This window comes from Nocardioides sp., assembly GCF_044226305.1.
Taxonomy (GTDB): domain Bacteria; phylum Actinomycetota; class Actinomycetes; order Propionibacteriales; family Nocardioidaceae; genus Nocardioides.
Map to the genome: position 1 here is coordinate 36062 of NZ_JBGAHF010000024.1, position 16081 is coordinate 52142.

General features: G+C 72.0%; 14 protein-coding genes. 6 read left to right on the top strand and 8 right to left on the bottom strand.

All coding sequences use genetic code 11. The features are described 5' to 3' along the window. Positions 1–33 precede the first annotated feature (33 nt). Both ACILQ5_RS19380 and mgrA read left to right on the top strand, forming a co-directional pair. Positions 34–633 (top strand): TetR/AcrR family transcriptional regulator, encoded by a 600-nt coding sequence (locus ACILQ5_RS19380; protein WP_395659665.1) that lies wholly within the window; start codon positions 34–36, stop codon positions 631–633. Positions 634–711: 78 nt separating this feature from the next. After that, positions 712–1779: an L-glyceraldehyde 3-phosphate reductase gene (gene mgrA / locus ACILQ5_RS19385; RefSeq protein WP_395659678.1), complete on the top strand. Its 1068-nt coding sequence runs from the start codon at positions 712–714 to the stop codon at positions 1777–1779. 39 nt (positions 1780–1818) lie between these two features. On the opposite strand, the gene ACILQ5_RS19390 is transcribed toward mgrA, so the two are convergent. Both ACILQ5_RS19390 and ACILQ5_RS19395 read right to left on the bottom strand, forming a co-directional pair. Next, positions 1819–3000 (bottom strand): alpha/beta hydrolase family protein, encoded by a 1182-nt coding sequence (locus tag ACILQ5_RS19390; RefSeq protein WP_395659666.1) that lies wholly within the window; start codon positions 2998–3000, stop codon positions 1819–1821. 83 nt (positions 3001–3083) lie between these two features. Continuing rightward, positions 3084–3545: a hypothetical protein gene (locus ACILQ5_RS19395; protein WP_395659667.1), complete on the bottom strand. Its 462-nt coding sequence runs from the start codon at positions 3543–3545 to the stop codon at positions 3084–3086. Between the two features lie 131 nt (positions 3546–3676). On the opposite strand from ACILQ5_RS19395, the gene ACILQ5_RS19400 reads away from it, so the two are divergent. Both ACILQ5_RS19400 and ACILQ5_RS19405 read left to right on the top strand, forming a co-directional pair. Further along, on the top strand, positions 3677–5362 hold the full coding sequence (locus tag ACILQ5_RS19400; protein WP_395659668.1) for an ABC-F family ATP-binding cassette domain-containing protein: 1686 nt from the start codon (positions 3677–3679) through the stop codon (positions 5360–5362). Further along, positions 5359–6381 (top strand): GNAT family N-acetyltransferase, encoded by a 1023-nt coding sequence (locus tag ACILQ5_RS19405; protein WP_395659669.1) that lies wholly within the window; start codon positions 5359–5361, stop codon positions 6379–6381. Before ACILQ5_RS19400 ends, ACILQ5_RS19405 begins: the two co-directional genes overlap by 4 nt. Before the next feature lie 14 nt (positions 6382–6395). On the opposite strand, the gene ACILQ5_RS19410 is transcribed toward ACILQ5_RS19405, so the two are convergent. The 4 genes from ACILQ5_RS19410 to ACILQ5_RS19425 form a co-directional block, all read right to left on the bottom strand. Beyond that, complete coding sequence (locus ACILQ5_RS19410; RefSeq protein ID WP_395659670.1) at positions 6396–7466, bottom strand: putative glycoside hydrolase; 1071 nt, start codon at positions 7464–7466, stop codon at positions 6396–6398. Positions 7467–7468: 2 nt separating this feature from the next. Beyond that, positions 7469–7750 (bottom strand): hypothetical protein, encoded by a 282-nt coding sequence (locus tag ACILQ5_RS19415; RefSeq protein WP_395659671.1) that lies wholly within the window; start codon positions 7748–7750, stop codon positions 7469–7471. A gap of 297 nt (positions 7751–8047) precedes the next feature. Further along, entirely contained in the window at positions 8048–9295 is a 1248-nt protein-coding gene (locus tag ACILQ5_RS19420; protein ID WP_395659672.1) for a S1C family serine protease, read from the bottom strand. Positions 9296–9367: 72 nt separating this feature from the next. Beyond that, positions 9368–9877, bottom strand: a complete 510-nt coding sequence (locus ACILQ5_RS19425; RefSeq protein WP_395659673.1) for a MarR family winged helix-turn-helix transcriptional regulator — start codon at positions 9875–9877, stop codon at positions 9368–9370. A 59-nt stretch (positions 9878–9936) separates the two neighbouring features. On the opposite strand from ACILQ5_RS19425, the gene ACILQ5_RS19430 reads away from it, so the two are divergent. Beyond that, positions 9937–11163: an MFS transporter gene (locus tag ACILQ5_RS19430; RefSeq protein ID WP_395659674.1), complete on the top strand. Its 1227-nt coding sequence runs from the start codon at positions 9937–9939 to the stop codon at positions 11161–11163. Positions 11164–11263: 100 nt separating this feature from the next. Then, positions 11264–13765, top strand: coding sequence for a choice-of-anchor A family protein (locus ACILQ5_RS19435; protein ID WP_395659675.1), 2502 nt, complete (start codon positions 11264–11266; stop codon positions 13763–13765). A gap of 134 nt (positions 13766–13899) precedes the next feature. Here the strand turns inward: ACILQ5_RS19435 and ACILQ5_RS19440 are convergent, their stop codons facing one another. Further along, positions 13900–14826 carry an alpha/beta fold hydrolase gene (locus ACILQ5_RS19440; RefSeq protein WP_395659676.1) on the bottom strand — a complete coding sequence of 309 codons (927 nt, stop codon included), beginning with the start codon at positions 14824–14826 and terminating at the stop codon, positions 13900–13902. A gap of 195 nt (positions 14827–15021) precedes the next feature. Next, the gene (locus ACILQ5_RS19445) at positions 15022–15714 is read right to left on the bottom strand and encodes a hypothetical protein (protein WP_395659677.1); all 693 of its coding nucleotides are present in this window, start codon (positions 15712–15714) and stop codon (positions 15022–15024) included. Positions 15715–16081: the final 367 nt, after the last annotated feature.

Below are 16081 nucleotides of genomic sequence, written 5' to 3' on the forward strand. Positions count from 1 at the left end.
TGAGTGACTAAGCGCTTGCTTACCATGCGTGCCATGAGTGCGTCCACCCCCGCGACCGACGCTCGGACCCGGCTGGCCCGGGCCGCGCTGGACGCCTTCGCCGTCCGGGGGTTCCACGGCACCACGACCCGCGACATCTCCACGGCGGCCGGGATGAGCCCGGCCGCGCTCTACGTCCACCACCGCTCGAAGGAGGACCTGCTCTTCGAGCTCGCCCGGGTCGGGCACGAGCGGGTGCTCGACCTGGTGCGGGCCTCGGTGGCGACGTCGGAGGACCCGGTCGAGCAGCTGGCGCGGCTGGTCGAGGACTTCGTGCGCGACCACGCCGTCGTGCACACCGGGGCGCGGGTCATCAACTACGAGCTCGCCGCGCTCTCGGAGGAGCACCTCGCCGCGATCCGCGCGATCCGGCACGACATCGACCTCGTCGTCCGCGGCGTGGTCGACCGGGGTGTCGCCGCCGGGGTGTTCACCACCCCCGACCCGCGGATGACCTCGCTCGCCCTCCTGTCCCTCGGCATCGACGTCGGGCGCTGGTTCCGCGACGAGGGTCGCTGGACCCCCGACGAGGTCGCCGCTCACTACCGGTTCCTGGCGCTGCGGATGGTGGGTGCGGAGCGGTCGAGGGGATAGCTACGGACGAGCTGGTCGTTTCCGGGCCCGGGGAACCACCATCTCGTCCGTAGGTATCGCGCGGCCCCCGCTGGCAGGATCGGACCCATGACCTACGAGCCCGCCGAGGACAGGTACGACACGAGCGCGACCGGCATGGAGTACCGGGCCACCGGGAGGAGCGGGTTGAAGCTGCCGGTGATCTCGCTCGGGCTGTGGCAGAACTTCGGCACCGACCGGCCCGAGGAGACCCAGCGCGCGGTGCTGCGGCGGGCGTTCGACCGCGGCGTGACCCACTTCGACCTCGCCAACAACTACGGGCCGCCGTACGGCCGGGCGGAGGAGAACGTCGGGCGGTACCTGCGCGACGACTTCGCCGGGCTGCGCGACGAGCTGGTGATCTCGACCAAGGCCGGCTACGACATGTGGCCGGGGCCGTACGGCCAGGGCGGCGGGTCGCGCAAGTACCTGCTCGCCTCGCTCGACCAGTCGCTGGCCCGGATGGGGCTCGACTACGTCGACATCTTCTACAGCCACCGCTTCGACCCCGAGACCCCGCTCGAGGAGACGATCGGCGCGCTGGACCACGCCGTCCGGCAGGGCAAGGCCCTGTACGCCGGCATCTCGTCCTACTCGGCCGCGCGGACCCACGAGGCCGCCTCGATCGCCCGCGACCTCGGCACGCCGCTGCTCATCCACCAGCCGTCGTACTCGATGCTCAACCGCTGGATCGAGGACCCCGACGGGGGGCAGAGCCTGCTCGACGAGCTGGAGGAGCAGGGGATGGGCTGCATCGTCTTCTCGCCGCTCGCGCAGGGGCTGCTCACCGACCGCTACCTCGACGGGGTGCCGGCCGACTCGCGGGCGGCGCGCGCGGGCTCGACGATCGGGGCAGACCACCTCGACGAGTCCACGCTGCGCCACGTCCGGGCGCTCAACGGCATCGCCGAGCAGCGCGGGCAGAAGCTCGCCCAGCTGGCGCTCCAGTGGGCGGTCCGCGACCCGCGGGTCACCTCCGCGCTGATCGGCGCGAGCTCGGTCGAGCAGCTCGACGCCAACCTCGACGCGCTGTCGTTCCCGCCGCTGACCACCGAGGAGCTCGCCGCGATCGACGGGCACGCGGTGGAGGCCGGGATCAACCTGTGGGCGAGGTCCGCCGAGGCCTGACCGCCCACCCGACCGCCCGGCGGGCCGGACCCCGGCCGGTCAGCCCTCGCTGCGGCTGTCGGTGAGGATCCCCGGGAACGCGTCGGTCAGGCCGGTCAGCCCGGCGGCGGACCGGTCGTAGCCGAGCACGTGGCGCAGCTGGGCGATCACGACCTGGTCGATCGCCGGCCACGCGTCCGGCGGCGGGAGCGCGGGTGCGGCACAGCCGTCGGTCGCGAGCGGGATCAGCTGCGGCGGCACCGTGATGCCCACCGCCGCGGCCACCGCGAGCAGCCCGCCCTCCGACGCCCCGATCTCGCAGAGGTCGCTGAAGACGAGGTGGCCGGCGCCGCCGACGAGCACGATCCGCTTGGGCGCGGCCATGTCGGCGTACGCCTGCTCCATCTTGGCGAGCGAGACGATGCCGTCGTCGGTGGCCGCCATCAGCAGGCCCGGCTGGTCCGGGACCTCCGGTGCGGTGTCGTCCAGCGCCCCGACCGACGCGCCGGCGAGGCCGATGAAGGTGTCGACGCGCTTGTCGACGACGGCCAGGTTCTCCACGGCACGACCGCCGGCGGAGTGGCCCACGGCACCGATGTGCGCCATGTCGACGTGCCCGGCGAGCCAGCCCTTCCGGGCCCGGTCCTTCTGGCCGATCATCGTGATCGTCGCCCGCAGGTCCTGCACGTCGGTCGTCGTGCCCTTCGGCCCGAGCAGCACCTGGGTCAGGCTGCGGCTGTTGTGGTCGGGGGCGGCGACGACGAAGCCCCACGACGCCATCGCGGCGGTGAGGAACGACGACTGGGTGCGGAAGCCGGCGTACCCGTGGCTGAAGACGGCCAGCGGGAAGCTCTTGTTCGCCACGGGGACGCCGCGCACGCCGCCGCTCGGGTAGGTGACCGACGTGCCCGGGGGCAGTCCGACCGTCAGGAACGACGGCAGCCAGTCGACCAGGTCGTAGGTCCCGATCGGCTTGCCCTTCACGTCCGCCTTCCGGGCCGGGTACCAGACCTCCAGCTTGGCGCCCGACGGCAGCTTCAGGGTGCGCTCGCCCACGGCGTACGGCCCCGGCCCCGCGAACGAGGTGGGGCCGAGGTCGGAGACCTGCGGGACGCCGTTGCCCGGGCCCGGCGCGGCCGGCGCGGCCGACGCGGTCGGGCCCTGGCCGGCGGCGAGGGCGAGAGCGGTGACCGACGCAGCGAGGAGCGTCGCGGCGCGGCGGGGGCGCGAGAGGTGCAGCATGTCCGCACGCTAGTCGCGACGGCGCCCGCGCGGAGCGGAACGCGACAGGATCGGTCCGCAAACTCGCCTCGTCGAGGTCGCCGTCAGGCGTGGTCCCCCGCCCAGTCGTACTTGCTGCTGCAGAGGAAGCGACCGCAGGTCTTGAACCAGCCGTCGAAGTGGGCGCCCGACGAGTCGAGCTTGACCCGGAACTTGCCCTTGCTCCCCCCGTCGTCGTCGCGGAACTTCCCCTCCCAGACCTCGTCCCCGTGCGCGCGGCTGACCTCGCCGGAGATCTTGCCGCGCCCACCACCGCCGTCGTTCTGGTACCAGCCCTTGACGACGTCCGGTCCGTCCTGCCGCTCGAGGTCGAGGTGCAGGGTCGGGTTGCCGAACTCGTGGTGGGTGTGCCAGACGCCGGACCACTGATCGGGTGGGACCAGGGTCGCGTGGGCGGGTGCGGGCGCCACCAGGAAGGCGGCGACCGCGGTCACCGCTGCCAGCGACAGCGTCGTCGTGGGTGTGTGTCGGGGCTGCCGAGTCCGCCCCGCGTGGGTGAGCTGCATGGTCACTCCTCGCGTGGTCGGGTTCCCCGTGACGATCCATCGACGGTAACCCCGCCCCCGGGTGCGGGATCGATGGTCCAGTCCGGATAACCCGGTGCGGGTTGCCGGCCCATGACGGACAATCGTCGTTCGTGGGACACGTGGACGTGGCCGGGGTGCGCTACGAGCTCCCCGACGGGAGAGTGCTGCTGGACGACGTGTCGTTCCGGGTCGGCGAGGGCGCCAAGGTGGCGCTCGTCGGCGCCAACGGTGCCGGCAAGACGACCCTGCTGCGGATCATCACCGGTGACCTGCAGCCGCACGCCGGCGTCGTCACCCGCTCCGGGGGCCTCGGGGTGATGCGGCAGGCGGTGGGTGCCGGACTCGGGGACGCCCCGACCGTCGCGGACCTCCTGCTCAGCGTCTCGCCGACGAGGATCCGCACGGCCGCGCACGCGGTCGACGCCTGCGAGCGGGCGCTGATGGAGACCGACGACGAGAAGACCCAGATGCGCTACGCCACGGCACTGGCGGAGTACGCCGACGCCGGGGGCTACGAGCTCGAGGTCACCTGGGACGTGTGCACGACGGCCGCGCTCGGCGTCTCCTACGACCGGGCGAAGTACCGGGAGCTGCGCACGCTCTCGGGCGGCGAGCAGAAGCGGCTCGTGCTGGAGTTCCTGCTCCGCGGCCCCGACGACGTGCTGCTCCTCGACGAGCCGGACAACTACCTCGACGTCCCCGGCAAGATCTGGCTGGAGGAGCGGATCCGCGAGTCGGACAAGACGGTGCTGATGATCAGCCACGACCGCGAGCTGCTGAACAACACCGCGACCCGGGTGGTCACCGTCGAGCTCGGCAGCGCCGGGAACCAGGTCTGGACGCACCCGGGCGGCTTCGCGTCGTACCACGAGGCCCGGAGGGCGCGCTTCGCCCGCTTCGAGGAGCTGCGCAAGCGGTGGGACGAGGAGCACGCCAAGCTGCGCGCCCAGATGTTGATGTACAAGCAGAAGGCGGCCTACAACGCCGACATGGCCAGCCGCTACCAGGCGGCGCAGACCCGGCTCCGGAAGTTCGAGGAGGCCGGGCCGCCGACCGAGCAGCCGCGCGAGCAGCAGGTGACGATGCGGCTCAAGGGCGGCCGCACCGGCAAGCGCGCCGTCGTCTGCGAGCAGCTCGAGCTCACCGGCCTGATGAAGCCGTTCGACCTCGAGGTCTGGTACGGCGAGCGCGTGGCGGTGCTCGGGTCCAACGGCTCGGGCAAGTCGCACTTCCTGCGGCTGCTGGCCGCGGGCGGCACCCGGCCGGACAAGGAGCACGAGCCGGTCGGCGAGGGCGTGATCGAGCCGGTGCGGCACCGGGGGATGGCCCGTCTGGGCGCGCGGGTTCGCCCGGGCTGGTTCGTGCAGACCCACGAGCACCCGGAGCTGATCGGGCGGACGCTCCTCGAGGTCCTCCACCGGGGCGACGAGCGCCGCGACGGGATGGGCCGCGAGCAGGCGAGCCGGGTGCTGGACCGCTACGAGCTCAGCGCCCAGGCGGAGCAGCGGTTCGAGTCGCTCAGCGGCGGTCAGCAGGCCCGGTTCCAGATCCTGCTCCTCGAGCTCTCGGGCGCCACGCTGCTGCTGCTCGACGAGCCCACCGACAACCTCGACGTGCAGTCCGCGGAGGCGCTCGAGGACGGCCTCGAGGCGTTCGAGGGCACCGTGCTCGCGGTCACGCACGACCGGTGGTTCGCGCGTGGCTTCGACCGATTCCTCGTCTACGGCGCGGACGGCGAGGTCTACGAGTCCGACGGTCCGGTCTGGGACGAGGGCCGGGTGCAGCGCACCCGATGAGCGGGTGGGAGATCGTCCCGCTCGACCCGTTCGACCGAGACGCGTTCGACCGGTGGCACGCGGTCTACGAGGCGGCCGAGAAGGCGACCGGTGAGCACGTGGGCAGCCCGTGGACGCTGGAGGAGATCCGCGCACTGATGCAGGACCGGGGCACCCGGTCCCGCTCGGCGGGCTGGTCCGGAGTGGTCGACGGCGAGGTCGTGACGGCGGGCTGGCTGCGGGTGCCGCTGCGCGACAACCTGGACCGCGCCGAGCTCGCGGTGCACACCGCACCCGGGCACACCCGGCGCCGGTACGCCGCCGCGATGCTCGCCCATCTCGAGCAGGCCGCGCGCGAACGCGGGCGGTCGGTGCTGGTCGGGACGGCCGCCTGGCCCCACGACCTCGGGCCGGACGGCACCGGGTCCCCGGGGCGGGAGCTCGCGCGGAAGGCGGGCTACGACCTCGCGCTCGGCGACGTCAAGCGGATGCTCCGGCTGCCCGTCGCGGACGGCGTCCTCGAGGAGCTCGCAGCGGAGGCCGCCGCCCACCACCAGGGCTACGACCTGCTCTCGTGGGCCGGCCCGGTGCCCGACGAGCTGCTCGCCGACTGGGCGCGGCTCGATGCGCTCGTCGAGACCGAGGCGCCGATGGGCGACCTCGAGCTGGAGCGCACCAACCCCGACCCCGCCGCCGTGCGGGAGGGCGAGGCGATGCTCGTCGCGCAGGGGCGGACGGCGTACCACTCGGTGGCGCTGGACCGCGACGGCCGGATGGTCGCGTTCACCCAGGTCGTCGCGACCGTGCACGAGCCCGGCCGGTCCTACCAGTGGGGCACGCTGGTCGACCGCTCCGCGCGCGGCCACCGGCTCGGCCTGGCGGTCAAGGTCGCGAACCTCCGGCTGCTCCAGGCCGAGGCGCCGGACATCACCCTCGTCTCCACCTACAACGCGGAGTCGAACGCGCAGATGATCCAGGTCAACGACCGGATCGGCTTCGTCCCGGTCGCGCGGATGGGCGAGTTCCAGAAACGGGTCTGAGGCCGGCGGAGCGGTCAGGCCTTCCGCAGGATGACTCCGGAGCGTGGTCGGACCTTGACGGTGCTGACCTTGCGGCCGTGGAGCCGGTGGTACGCCCGGCCGACGTCGATGGTCCTGGCCTGGGTGGTGGGGTTCACCAGGGTGGTGCCGCCGGTGTAGTTGCGGCGCCACACGCCGGTGGATCCGATGGTGTGGCGGGTCTCGGCGGGCATCCCGATGTCGACGGTGGCGCGGGCGGTCCAGTGGTCGACGTTCGACTCCCACGGGGTGAAGATGCTCGCGCCGGTGCGGCCGTTCCAGGTCAGCAGCCAGGTGGCGCGGTGGTAGGTCTGGATCGAGTAGTCGTCACGGTTGCTGTAGGTGATCGCGAGCAGCGGGACGTCGCGGTCGGCGCACCAGGCGGCCATCTCCATCTTCCACTGCCAGTCCGGGCCCACGAACCGGGCGCCGGAGCGGTCCAGGCCCCACTTCACGAAGTACTCGTTCTCCCACCCCGAGACGTAGTGGGTCCAGTCCTCCATGACCGCGTGCCAGGTGTTCCACTCCACGGTCACGTTCGGGACGGCCATGAACCCGGCGGCCTTGATCCGGGCGCCGACGTGGTCGAGGAAGGACTCGGTGGCCTCGTACATCGCCTGGTCGGTGGGGATCTGGGTGGCCTTGCGGCCCCCGACGGTGGGGTGGCTGAGGTAGGTCAGGGTGTCGTCCATCATCACCCCGTCCCAGTGGTACTTCTTCAGCTCGTCGATCACGTTGTCGCCCCACCTGGTCTGGTAGCCGGCCCGGCCGATGTCGGCGGGGTAGAGCCCGGTCCAGTCCGACCACTCGATCACCCGGCCGCCGGCGTCGGTGAGCAGCCAGTTGTTCGCGGCCGCCTGCTGGTAGGTCACGCCGGTCGAGGCGATCCCGGTGGCCCACTCCACGTCCTTGCGGGTCGCGGACACGTCCTTGTACATCAAGATCTTCAGGTTCGGGTTCTTCGCCTTCAGCGCCGGGATCCGGGCGTACTCCCACGGCTGCAGCACCAGGTAGGCGCCCTTCCACGCATCCGGCGTGGCGTCGATGTCACCCGGGTCCAGGGTCAAGATCAGCTCGCCGACGGCTGCAGCACCAGGTAGGCGCCCTTCCACGCATCCGGCGTGGCGTCGATGTCACCCGGGTCCAGGGTCAAGATCCCCGCCGAGCCCGGTGCGGCCGCCCGGGCAGCGATCGGTCGTGCGGGGCGCGGGTCGGAGGCGTCCGCGGCCCAGGCGCGCGGCTCCATCGAGGACGGGACCGAGAGGCCGACGGCGGCGGCGCAGATTGCTGCGGTCGTCAGGGTGAGCAGGCGCGCCGTCCGGATGAGGGCGCGCTGATGAGAACGAGGCATGGCAGTTTCCGGTGAGAAGGGAAGGAGCGGCGAGAGGGTCGAGGTCGACCACGGCGCCACGAGGGGCTCGAGCGGGCCCTCATGTCGAGGATGACCTCGACCACCCGCCCGCGGGGGTCAGCAGGGGACCTTCTGCGCGATGCGGACACGAGCTGTCGCTGAACGGCTCGGCACGCGTCACGAGACCCGACGGTGGGGGCGCCGTGGACGTCGTCCGGGCGCGGCGAAGAGCCCCGCCGCACGCTGGGAGACGGTCCTGCGTGCGACGGGGCCTCGGCCCCTCCCTCGGGAAGAGGGTCAGGAGTTGGACGCCGCGGCGTCCGAGTCGAGCGTGAGCGTGACGGTCTTGGTCTCGCCGCCCTGCTCGTAGGTGACGGTGACCTGGTCGCCGGGGCGGTAGGACCGGATCGTGGCGACCAGCGAGTCGGCTCCCGTGATCAGGTGGTCGTCGACCTTGGTCACGACGTCGCCCTTGGTGAGACCGGCCTTGTCGGCGGTCGAGCCGGCGCTGACCTCCTCGACCTGGGCGCCCTCGGTGACCTGCGCGCCGTTCTGGCCGGCGACGTCGGCCACGGAGATGCCGAGCCGGGCGTGGGTCGGGGTCTCGCCGTTGCGCATCTGGTCGATGACCGGCATGACCTCGTCCATCGGGATGGCGAATCCGAGGCCGATCGACCCGGCCTCCCCCTGGGACGTGCTCGCGGTGCGGATCGACGCGTTGATGCCGACCACGTTGCCGTCGAGGTCGACGAGCGCGCCGCCGCTGTTGCCCGGGTTGATCGCCGCGTCGGTCTGGATGGCGGGGTACGTCGTGCTGTTGCCCTGGCCGTCGGAGCCGACGTCCACGGGCCGGTCGAGCGCGCTGACGATGCCGCTGGTGACCGTGGAGTCGAGACCGAACGGCGACCCGATCGCCACGACGCCCTGCCCGACGCGCAGGTCGCTGGACTTGCCGATCGTGGCCGGGGTGAGGCCCGAGACGCCCTCGGCCTTGATGACCGCGGTGTCGGTCAGCGGGTCGGTGCCGACGATCGAGGCCTTCGCGCTGGTGCCGTCGTTGAAGTCCACGGAGAGGGTGCCGCCGTCGCCGGCGACCTCGGCCACGTGGTTGTTGGTGAGGATCTCGCCGTCGGAGCTCAGGATGATGCCGGAGCCCGAGCCGGAGCCCTCGGCACCGGAGACGTTGATCTTGACGACGGACGGGAGCACCTTCGCCGCGACCTGCTCGACCGAGCCGTCGGGCGCGGGGGAGTCAGGGGTGTCGACCACCTGGGAGGTCGAGGAGCCGGCGTTGCTGGTGCTCGACGACGTCGGCTCGTCGAGCGCGCTGTAGGCGGCTGCGCCTCCGACGCCGGCCACCGCGCCCACCACGACGGCGGTCGCGACGACGGTCGCCGCGAGGCCGGCGCGCCGCGGACGGCGCTGGACCGGCAGCGGCGCCGTGTGCATCATCACCGGCGGCCCCTGCGGGGGAGGGCCCTGCGGCACCGGGTGCTGGAAGTACGGGTTGTGCCCCGGGGGCGGAGTCGTGGGCTGATCGTTCATGCCCCCACAGTGTTGGCGGCACCTGTGACCACGCTGAGACCTCGCTGGAACGCCCCGAAGAACGCTCGCGGGTCAGTCGGCCTCGCCCTCGACCCGCAGCGTCATCTTCTTCAGCAGGCCGGCGAGGGTGGCCCGCTCCTCCGCCGACAGGGCACGTACGACGGCGTCCTCGCCCCGGCCGCGCAGGTCCATCGCGCGCCGCCAGATCGCCACCCCGGCGCGGGTGATCTCCACCTCGACCCGGCGACGGTCGTCGGCGTCGGCGCGCCGCTGGATCCAGCCCGCCCGCTCCAGTGAGTCGAGCCGACCGGTCATCCCGGCGTTGCTGATCTCGAGGTCCGCGGCCAACGCGGAGGGGCTCGCCTGCCCCGGGGTGTCGCGGATCATCAGGAGGTGGAGGGTGTCGTACTCGAAGTCCTGGAGGCCCACCTCGACCAGCGCCTGCTGCTTGACCGCGCGGAAGTGCTTGGTGAGCCGACCGATCCGCACCACGATCGCCTCGACGTCGTCCTCGAAGTCGACGTCGATCCAGTGGTCGCGCCACCGGGCGACGTGCCGGTCGGCCCAGTCGTCCTGCTCCACGGGGCCATCCTACGGTTTAATTCGTTGACGAATAGTTCGTCAGCGAATTGAATGTGCCCATGTTCTCGGACGCCCCTCCGATCGAGGCCGACCACCCGCTGCGGCACCGGAACTTCCGGCTGCTCGTGACCGGGTCGGCGACCAGCGCCCTCGGCAACGCCATCACGCCGGTCGCACTGGCCTTCGCCGTGCTCGACCTCGGCGGCTCGGCCACCGACCTCGGGCTGGTGGTCGCGGCCTTCGCGCTGGCCGACGTCGTGACGGTGCTGTTCGGGGGAGTCCTCGGCGACCGGGTGCCGCGGCAGCTGATGATGGAGGGGTCGGCCGCCGCGTGCGCGCTGACCCAGGGGATCGTCGCCGCGCTGCTGGTCCTCGGCTGGGCGACCATCCCGGTGCTCGGAGCGCTCGGCGTCGTCACCGGCTGCCTCGGCGCCCTGAGCCAGCCGTCCTCCTCGGCGCTAACCCGGATGACCGTCCCGACCGGGCTGCTGGGCCGGGCCGTCGCGCTCCGTGCGCTCCTCCAGACCAGCGCCGCCGTCGTCGGGTACGCGCTGGGCGGGGTGCTGGTCGCCGCGGTCGGCTCGGGGTGGGCGATCGCCGTCGACGCCGCGACGTTCGCCGCCGCGGCGTACTGCTTCGCGCTGCTCCGCGTGCCGCACACGCGCCCCGAGGCCGGCAGTCGGCCCACGTTCCTCGCCGACCTGGGGGAGGGCCTGCGCGAGGTGCTGAGCCACACCTGGCTGTGGCTGCTCATCGGCCAGGCGCTGCTCTACCACCTGTTCTACAGCGGGGCGCAGTCCGTCCTGGGGCCGGTCGTCGTCGGCGACGGGATCGGCCGGTCGGCCTGGGGCGTCGCCTTGGCGACGCTGATGGCCGGGTTCGTCGTGGGCGGGCTGGTCTGCCTGCGCTGGGAGCCGCGGCGGGGCCTGTTCGTCGGGACCGTGTTCCTGTCGCTTACGGCGGCATTCCCGTTGGCGATGGCGCTCAGCGACCAGCTGCTGCCGATCCTGGTCGGGGCGTTCCTGCACGGGTTCGGGCTCCAGATCTTCGACGTGCAGTGGCAGGTCTCGATCCAGCAGAACATCCCCGAGGACAAGCTGGCCCGCGTCTACTCCTTCGACATGGTGGGTTCGTTCGTCGCGCGGCCGCTCGGTCTCGCACTGACCGGGCCGGTCGCCGCCGCGGTCGGCTACGACCAGTGGTTGGTCGTCGTCGGCTGCGTGATGGGCGGCTCCGCGCTGCTCGCGCTCCTCTCGCCCGACGTCCGCCACCTCCAGCGGACCTGAGTGCGGCGAAACGCAAGGTTTGCGCAAGGGCATTGCCCGGGGTGCGCGGCGGTGTCACGGTGGTGGTTGCAGGCCTACTGGGGGGTAGACGAGCATGCGCGTGTCTGGGTCGTTGCGTTCTCTTCGACGTCGTCCGACAGTCTTCCTCGTCGCGCTCGCCTGCGGGCTGGGCTCGCTCGCCGCCGTCGACCTGGGCGCCGGACCGGCCGGGGCGACGGTGTCGTGCACGACGACCAGCCAGCCGCTCGGGGCGGCCACCGGGTGGACGGAGTTCGTCGAGGGCAACGGCACCCGCGGCTCGGAGTCCGAGGGAGCCATCGCGTACGGCGGCAACCACACCGCGAGCGGCATGACGGTCGGGACCCGGCTGCCGTCCGGGTTCCCGGCCGCCTCCCCCGGGATCGTCGTCGCCGGCACCCACGGGAGCTACAACCTGCAGCGCGGCAGCGCCTACGTCTCCCCGAAGTCCGGCGTGAACTTCAACGGCGGCGCCGGGACCGGATACCTCGCCTCGAACCCGATCGACTTCGCGGCCGCCTTCGCCGACCTGCGCTCGCGGTCCACCACCTGGGGGTCGGCCACCCCCAACGGCACGGTCGTGCCGGGGACGACGGGGGGCAACGCCGCCAACGTGCTCACCGGCACCGACCCGACCCTCAACGTCTTCACGATGACCGCGGCCCAGCTCGGCTCCGGCAAGCACATCGGTATCGACGTGCCGGCCGGCTCGACCGTCCTGGTCAACGTGCCGGACACGACGGTGAGCATCAACGGACAGATGTGGATCAAGTCCGGCGGCAGCTTCCAGCAGGCCAACGACTCGGTCATGGAGAGCTGGCCGGGCGTGCTGTGGAACTTCCCCAACGCCACCTCGGTCACGATGGGCTTCAGCTCGGCCTGGGGCGGCTCGATCCTGGCGCCGAACGCGACGCTGACCATCGCCCAGGTCGGCCACACGATCGGGCAGATGATCGCGAAGTCGTTCTCGTCCAACTTCGAGACCCACCAGCGGCTGTTCCCCGACAGCGCCTGCCTGCCCTCGCCGCCCCCGCCGTCCGGACCCTCGGACGTCAAGATCACCAAGACCGCCTCGACCTCCAGCCCGCACGGCGGTGACGCGGTCACCTACACGCTCAAGGTCCAGAACGTCGGGCTGTCGCCCGCGACCGGCGTCGTGGTGACCGACCCGCTGCCCGCCGGCGTCACCTTCGACTCGGCCAGCCCCGGCTGCTCCTTCGCCTCCGGGACGGTCACCTGCGCGGTCGGGACCCTCGCCGTGGGCGGCTCCGTGGACCTGTGGGTGAAGGTGGTGGCCAACCCGGTCGCGGGCGCCGGGGCGGCGTCCCACCCGCAGGCGTACCACTGGCTGACGCCGTACAAGGTGGAGCAGCAGGTGGACGTCGAGCCCGGCCAGACCAGGAGCATCACGGTGTCGTGCACGGGGCCGGGCGACATCCTCAGCGACGGCTCGCTGCGCCTCGACCACGTCGACCAGGGCACCGGCGCGCTCACCGACCTCCGGGTGCTCAGCTCGGAGTCGACCGGGCTGGGGACCTGGAAGGCCGTCGTCCAGAACCCGACGTCGGGCCGCGCCCAGACCAAGGCCTTCGTCGTCTGCCTCCCGGCGGCGACCGAGGCGGCCGACCGCCAGACCGGGTACGCCGACAGCCACCGGCACCCGCTGGCGGCGGACTCCGCGCTCGTCACGACGACCGGTGCCTACGGCGTCGGGCGGCAGGACGCGACGCTGACCTGCCCCGTCGGCACCGTCCCGGTCGTGCCCGGGTTCTCGCTCTCGGGCGGGGCCGCGACCCTGGCCGCCTCGGAGCACAGCGCGGCGGCGCCGCGGGACTGGCGGTTCACCCTCGACGTGACCTCGCCGACGACCGCGACGCTGAGCGTCCGCTGCCTCCGCACGACCGTCGGAGCGGTCTACGGCCACACGCACGAGCTGCGCTTCACCCACGTCGTGCAGACCGTCACCGTCGGCGCGCACACAGCCGCCGAGGGGGACGAGTTCCAGGTGATCTGCCCCGACGACGCCAAGGGCGTCGTCGCGACCTGGACCGTGCCGCCGGGCGTGCGGCACTTCGGCAACGACCCGCGGCTGAAGGAGCGCGCGTTCCGGCTGTTCAACGACACCGGGACCGCGAAGACCGCCACCGTCGACCTGGTCTGCCTGCACGACCGCACCGGGACCGAGGACATGGGGACGGTCTCGCCGGTGGCGATCGACAACACCGCGGTGGTGAGCTCGACCTCGGCCGACGCCAACGGCACCAACAACAGCTCGACCGCCACCATCTCGGTCCAGCCCGGGACGGTCACCGCCGGGTTCGCCGGCACCGCTCGGGTCGCCGGCTCGCGGGTGACCCTGGCCGTCGTGTCGTCGATGCCGGGCGACGGGCGGCTGAGCGTCCGGTCCGGGGGCACCGTCCTGGCGCGCGGCACCGTCGGGCTGCGGCCCGGCGGCTCGGCCGTCGCCCACCTGCGCGCGACCGCGGCGGGGGCCCGCCGGCTGCCCACCCTGGACAGGGTGCGCGTCCGGGTCGACCCGACCCGCGGCCGGCCCGTGGTGCGCACGGTCGCGCTGACGTCGTAGGTCTGGGCCGCGGCACGCACGTGGCGTCGGTGGTCACCGGGTGTGTTCGTCTCGACGGCCGCTCGGGCAGGCGCGGGGTCCCCGATCTTGCGATGCGAGTGGATGCCCGTCGTCGACTAGGTCGTTGGCGAGACTCAGGGGACCTGGGGCTGCTGGTCGTCTCGGCCGGGTGCCTGGGCGCTGCGTTCGGTGTGGTCGTGGATCGCCTCGACGAGCTGCGGCCACAGGGGTCGGGGTCGGTCGTGGCCCATGTCCTCGACCAGCACCAGCTCGGCACCGGGAACCAGCTCCGCCGTCCGCTCTCCGCCGCTCGGGTCGATCAGGGTGTCGTCGAGGCCGTGGATGACGACCGTCGGAACCGCGAGGGCTCGGAGTGCGTCGGCGCGTGAGCCGTCGAGGATCATCGCGGCCAGCTGCCGCGGCACGCCGGCCGGGTAGTACGAGCGGTCGTAGCTCGCGGCGGCCAGCGCCCGCAAGGGTGCCGGGTCGCCGTACTTGCGCGACGCCCAGACGAGTTCTCGTTCGGCCGCGGCGACGTAGCCTTCGCGGTCGGCGGGCCGAGGGGAGAACAGGACCTGTTGGGCCTCGGGGGTGGACCGGCCGTACTCCGCCTCACCGGTCGTGGACATCATCGACGTCAGTGACATCACCCGGTCGGGCCACTCGGCCGCCATCTTCTGCGCGATCATGCCGCCCATCGAGGAACCCACCACGTGCGCACGGTCGATGCCCAGCGCCTGCAGCAGCCCCATCCCGTCGCCGGCCATGTCACGCAGCGTGTACGGCGACATCCCCTGTGCACGCTCGACGTCGCCGGACGTCACAGCGCCGATGAGCTCCATCAGGTCGACAGGGACGTCGTCGTACGTGGTGGAGAGACCGCAGTCGCGGTTGTCGTAGCGGATCACGTAGCGACCACGGCCTGCCAGCAGACGGCAGAACTCGGCATCCCAGCCCAGGAGCTGGGCGCCGAACCCCATGACCAGGAGGACGGCTGGGTCGGCCGGATCTCCGAAGGTGTCGTACTCGATGACAATGCCGTTGCTCAGGTCCGCCTGCACTCCTCCACCCTCGCAGCCGTGTCCAGCCATGGCGGAGGACCGCTCCCCGAGGCACCCGGTCCGGTCGCCTCGGTCCGAACGACGAGCAGGTCACCGCCGGCGGCGCGCCGAGACGGTTGACGACCGGTCCGGGCGAGCGGACGCCCCGGGCCGTCGATCCATTGGCCCGGGGCGTCAGGTCCCCCCGACCGTGGGCTACTTGGACTGCGTGTTGACGGTGATCTTGGCGATCCCGACCAGCAGTCCGGGCTTCACGGCGTCCGTCTTGAACGTCTGGTTCAGCAGCGGCGCCGCGTCCTCGGAGATCTCGACCTTGGTGCCTTCGAGGACGGCATTGCTGCCCTCGGTCTTCAGCGGCTCCAGGGTGCGGCCGTCGAGCTGGAAGAGGAAGGCGTTGGTCACGGCGACCTTGCCGTTGACGGTGACATCACCGTAGACGCGGGACACACCGGGGTCGACGTTGAAGTTGGTCAGCTCGACCTTGGTGTCGCCGGCCGTCAGGGAGAGGCCGGATCCCTCGTGCTGGATCTGGCCGATGACGTAGGGCGAGACCTCGCCGGGCTTGAAGACGGTGACGTTGCCTCCAGTGATCGGGAAGATCAGCGATCCGTCCTGCAGCTTGGCGGTGCCGACGACACCCGGGGTGAGCTTGAGCGAGGTCAGCGCATCGGTGAAGCCCTTGTCGAGGGCGATCGCGGTGGTCTCGCCCTGGAGCGCCTCGATGGAGGCGACCGGCTCGGGCGCACTCTGCGACGAGCTGCTCGACGCCGAGCCCTCGCTGTCCGAGCTGCCGCACGCCGCGAGCGGGGTGGCGACAAGAACTGTCATGGCGAGGGCAGCGAGACCGCGCTTGGCGGTGAAGGTCTTGGTGCTGGAGGTGGTGCGCATCTGCGACACATCCTTGAGCGAAGCTAGTAAGACTCCATTTGGGAACTTCTGACACCAGGTGTTCGCCACCAGACCCTTCGCGGATGGGTCCTGGCCACGTGCGACATGTCACGGTTCGGCGTCTGCTCCGATCGGGTACGCGCACGAGCGCCGTTCGACGGCGTCGCCTGCCACCGTGGTCCACCGGGTGGCCGCACGGATCTGCTGCGTCCCGGGCGTCCGATCACGCCTGCGGGCTCAGGCGGTCATCGCAACACCTCTGCCAGTGCCTGTGATGGTGTCTTGAAGCCGAGGGTCTGTCGAGGGCGCTCGTTGAGCTCAAGCGCGATCGCGTCGAGGTCGTCTTGGGTGAGGGTGCGGAAGTCGA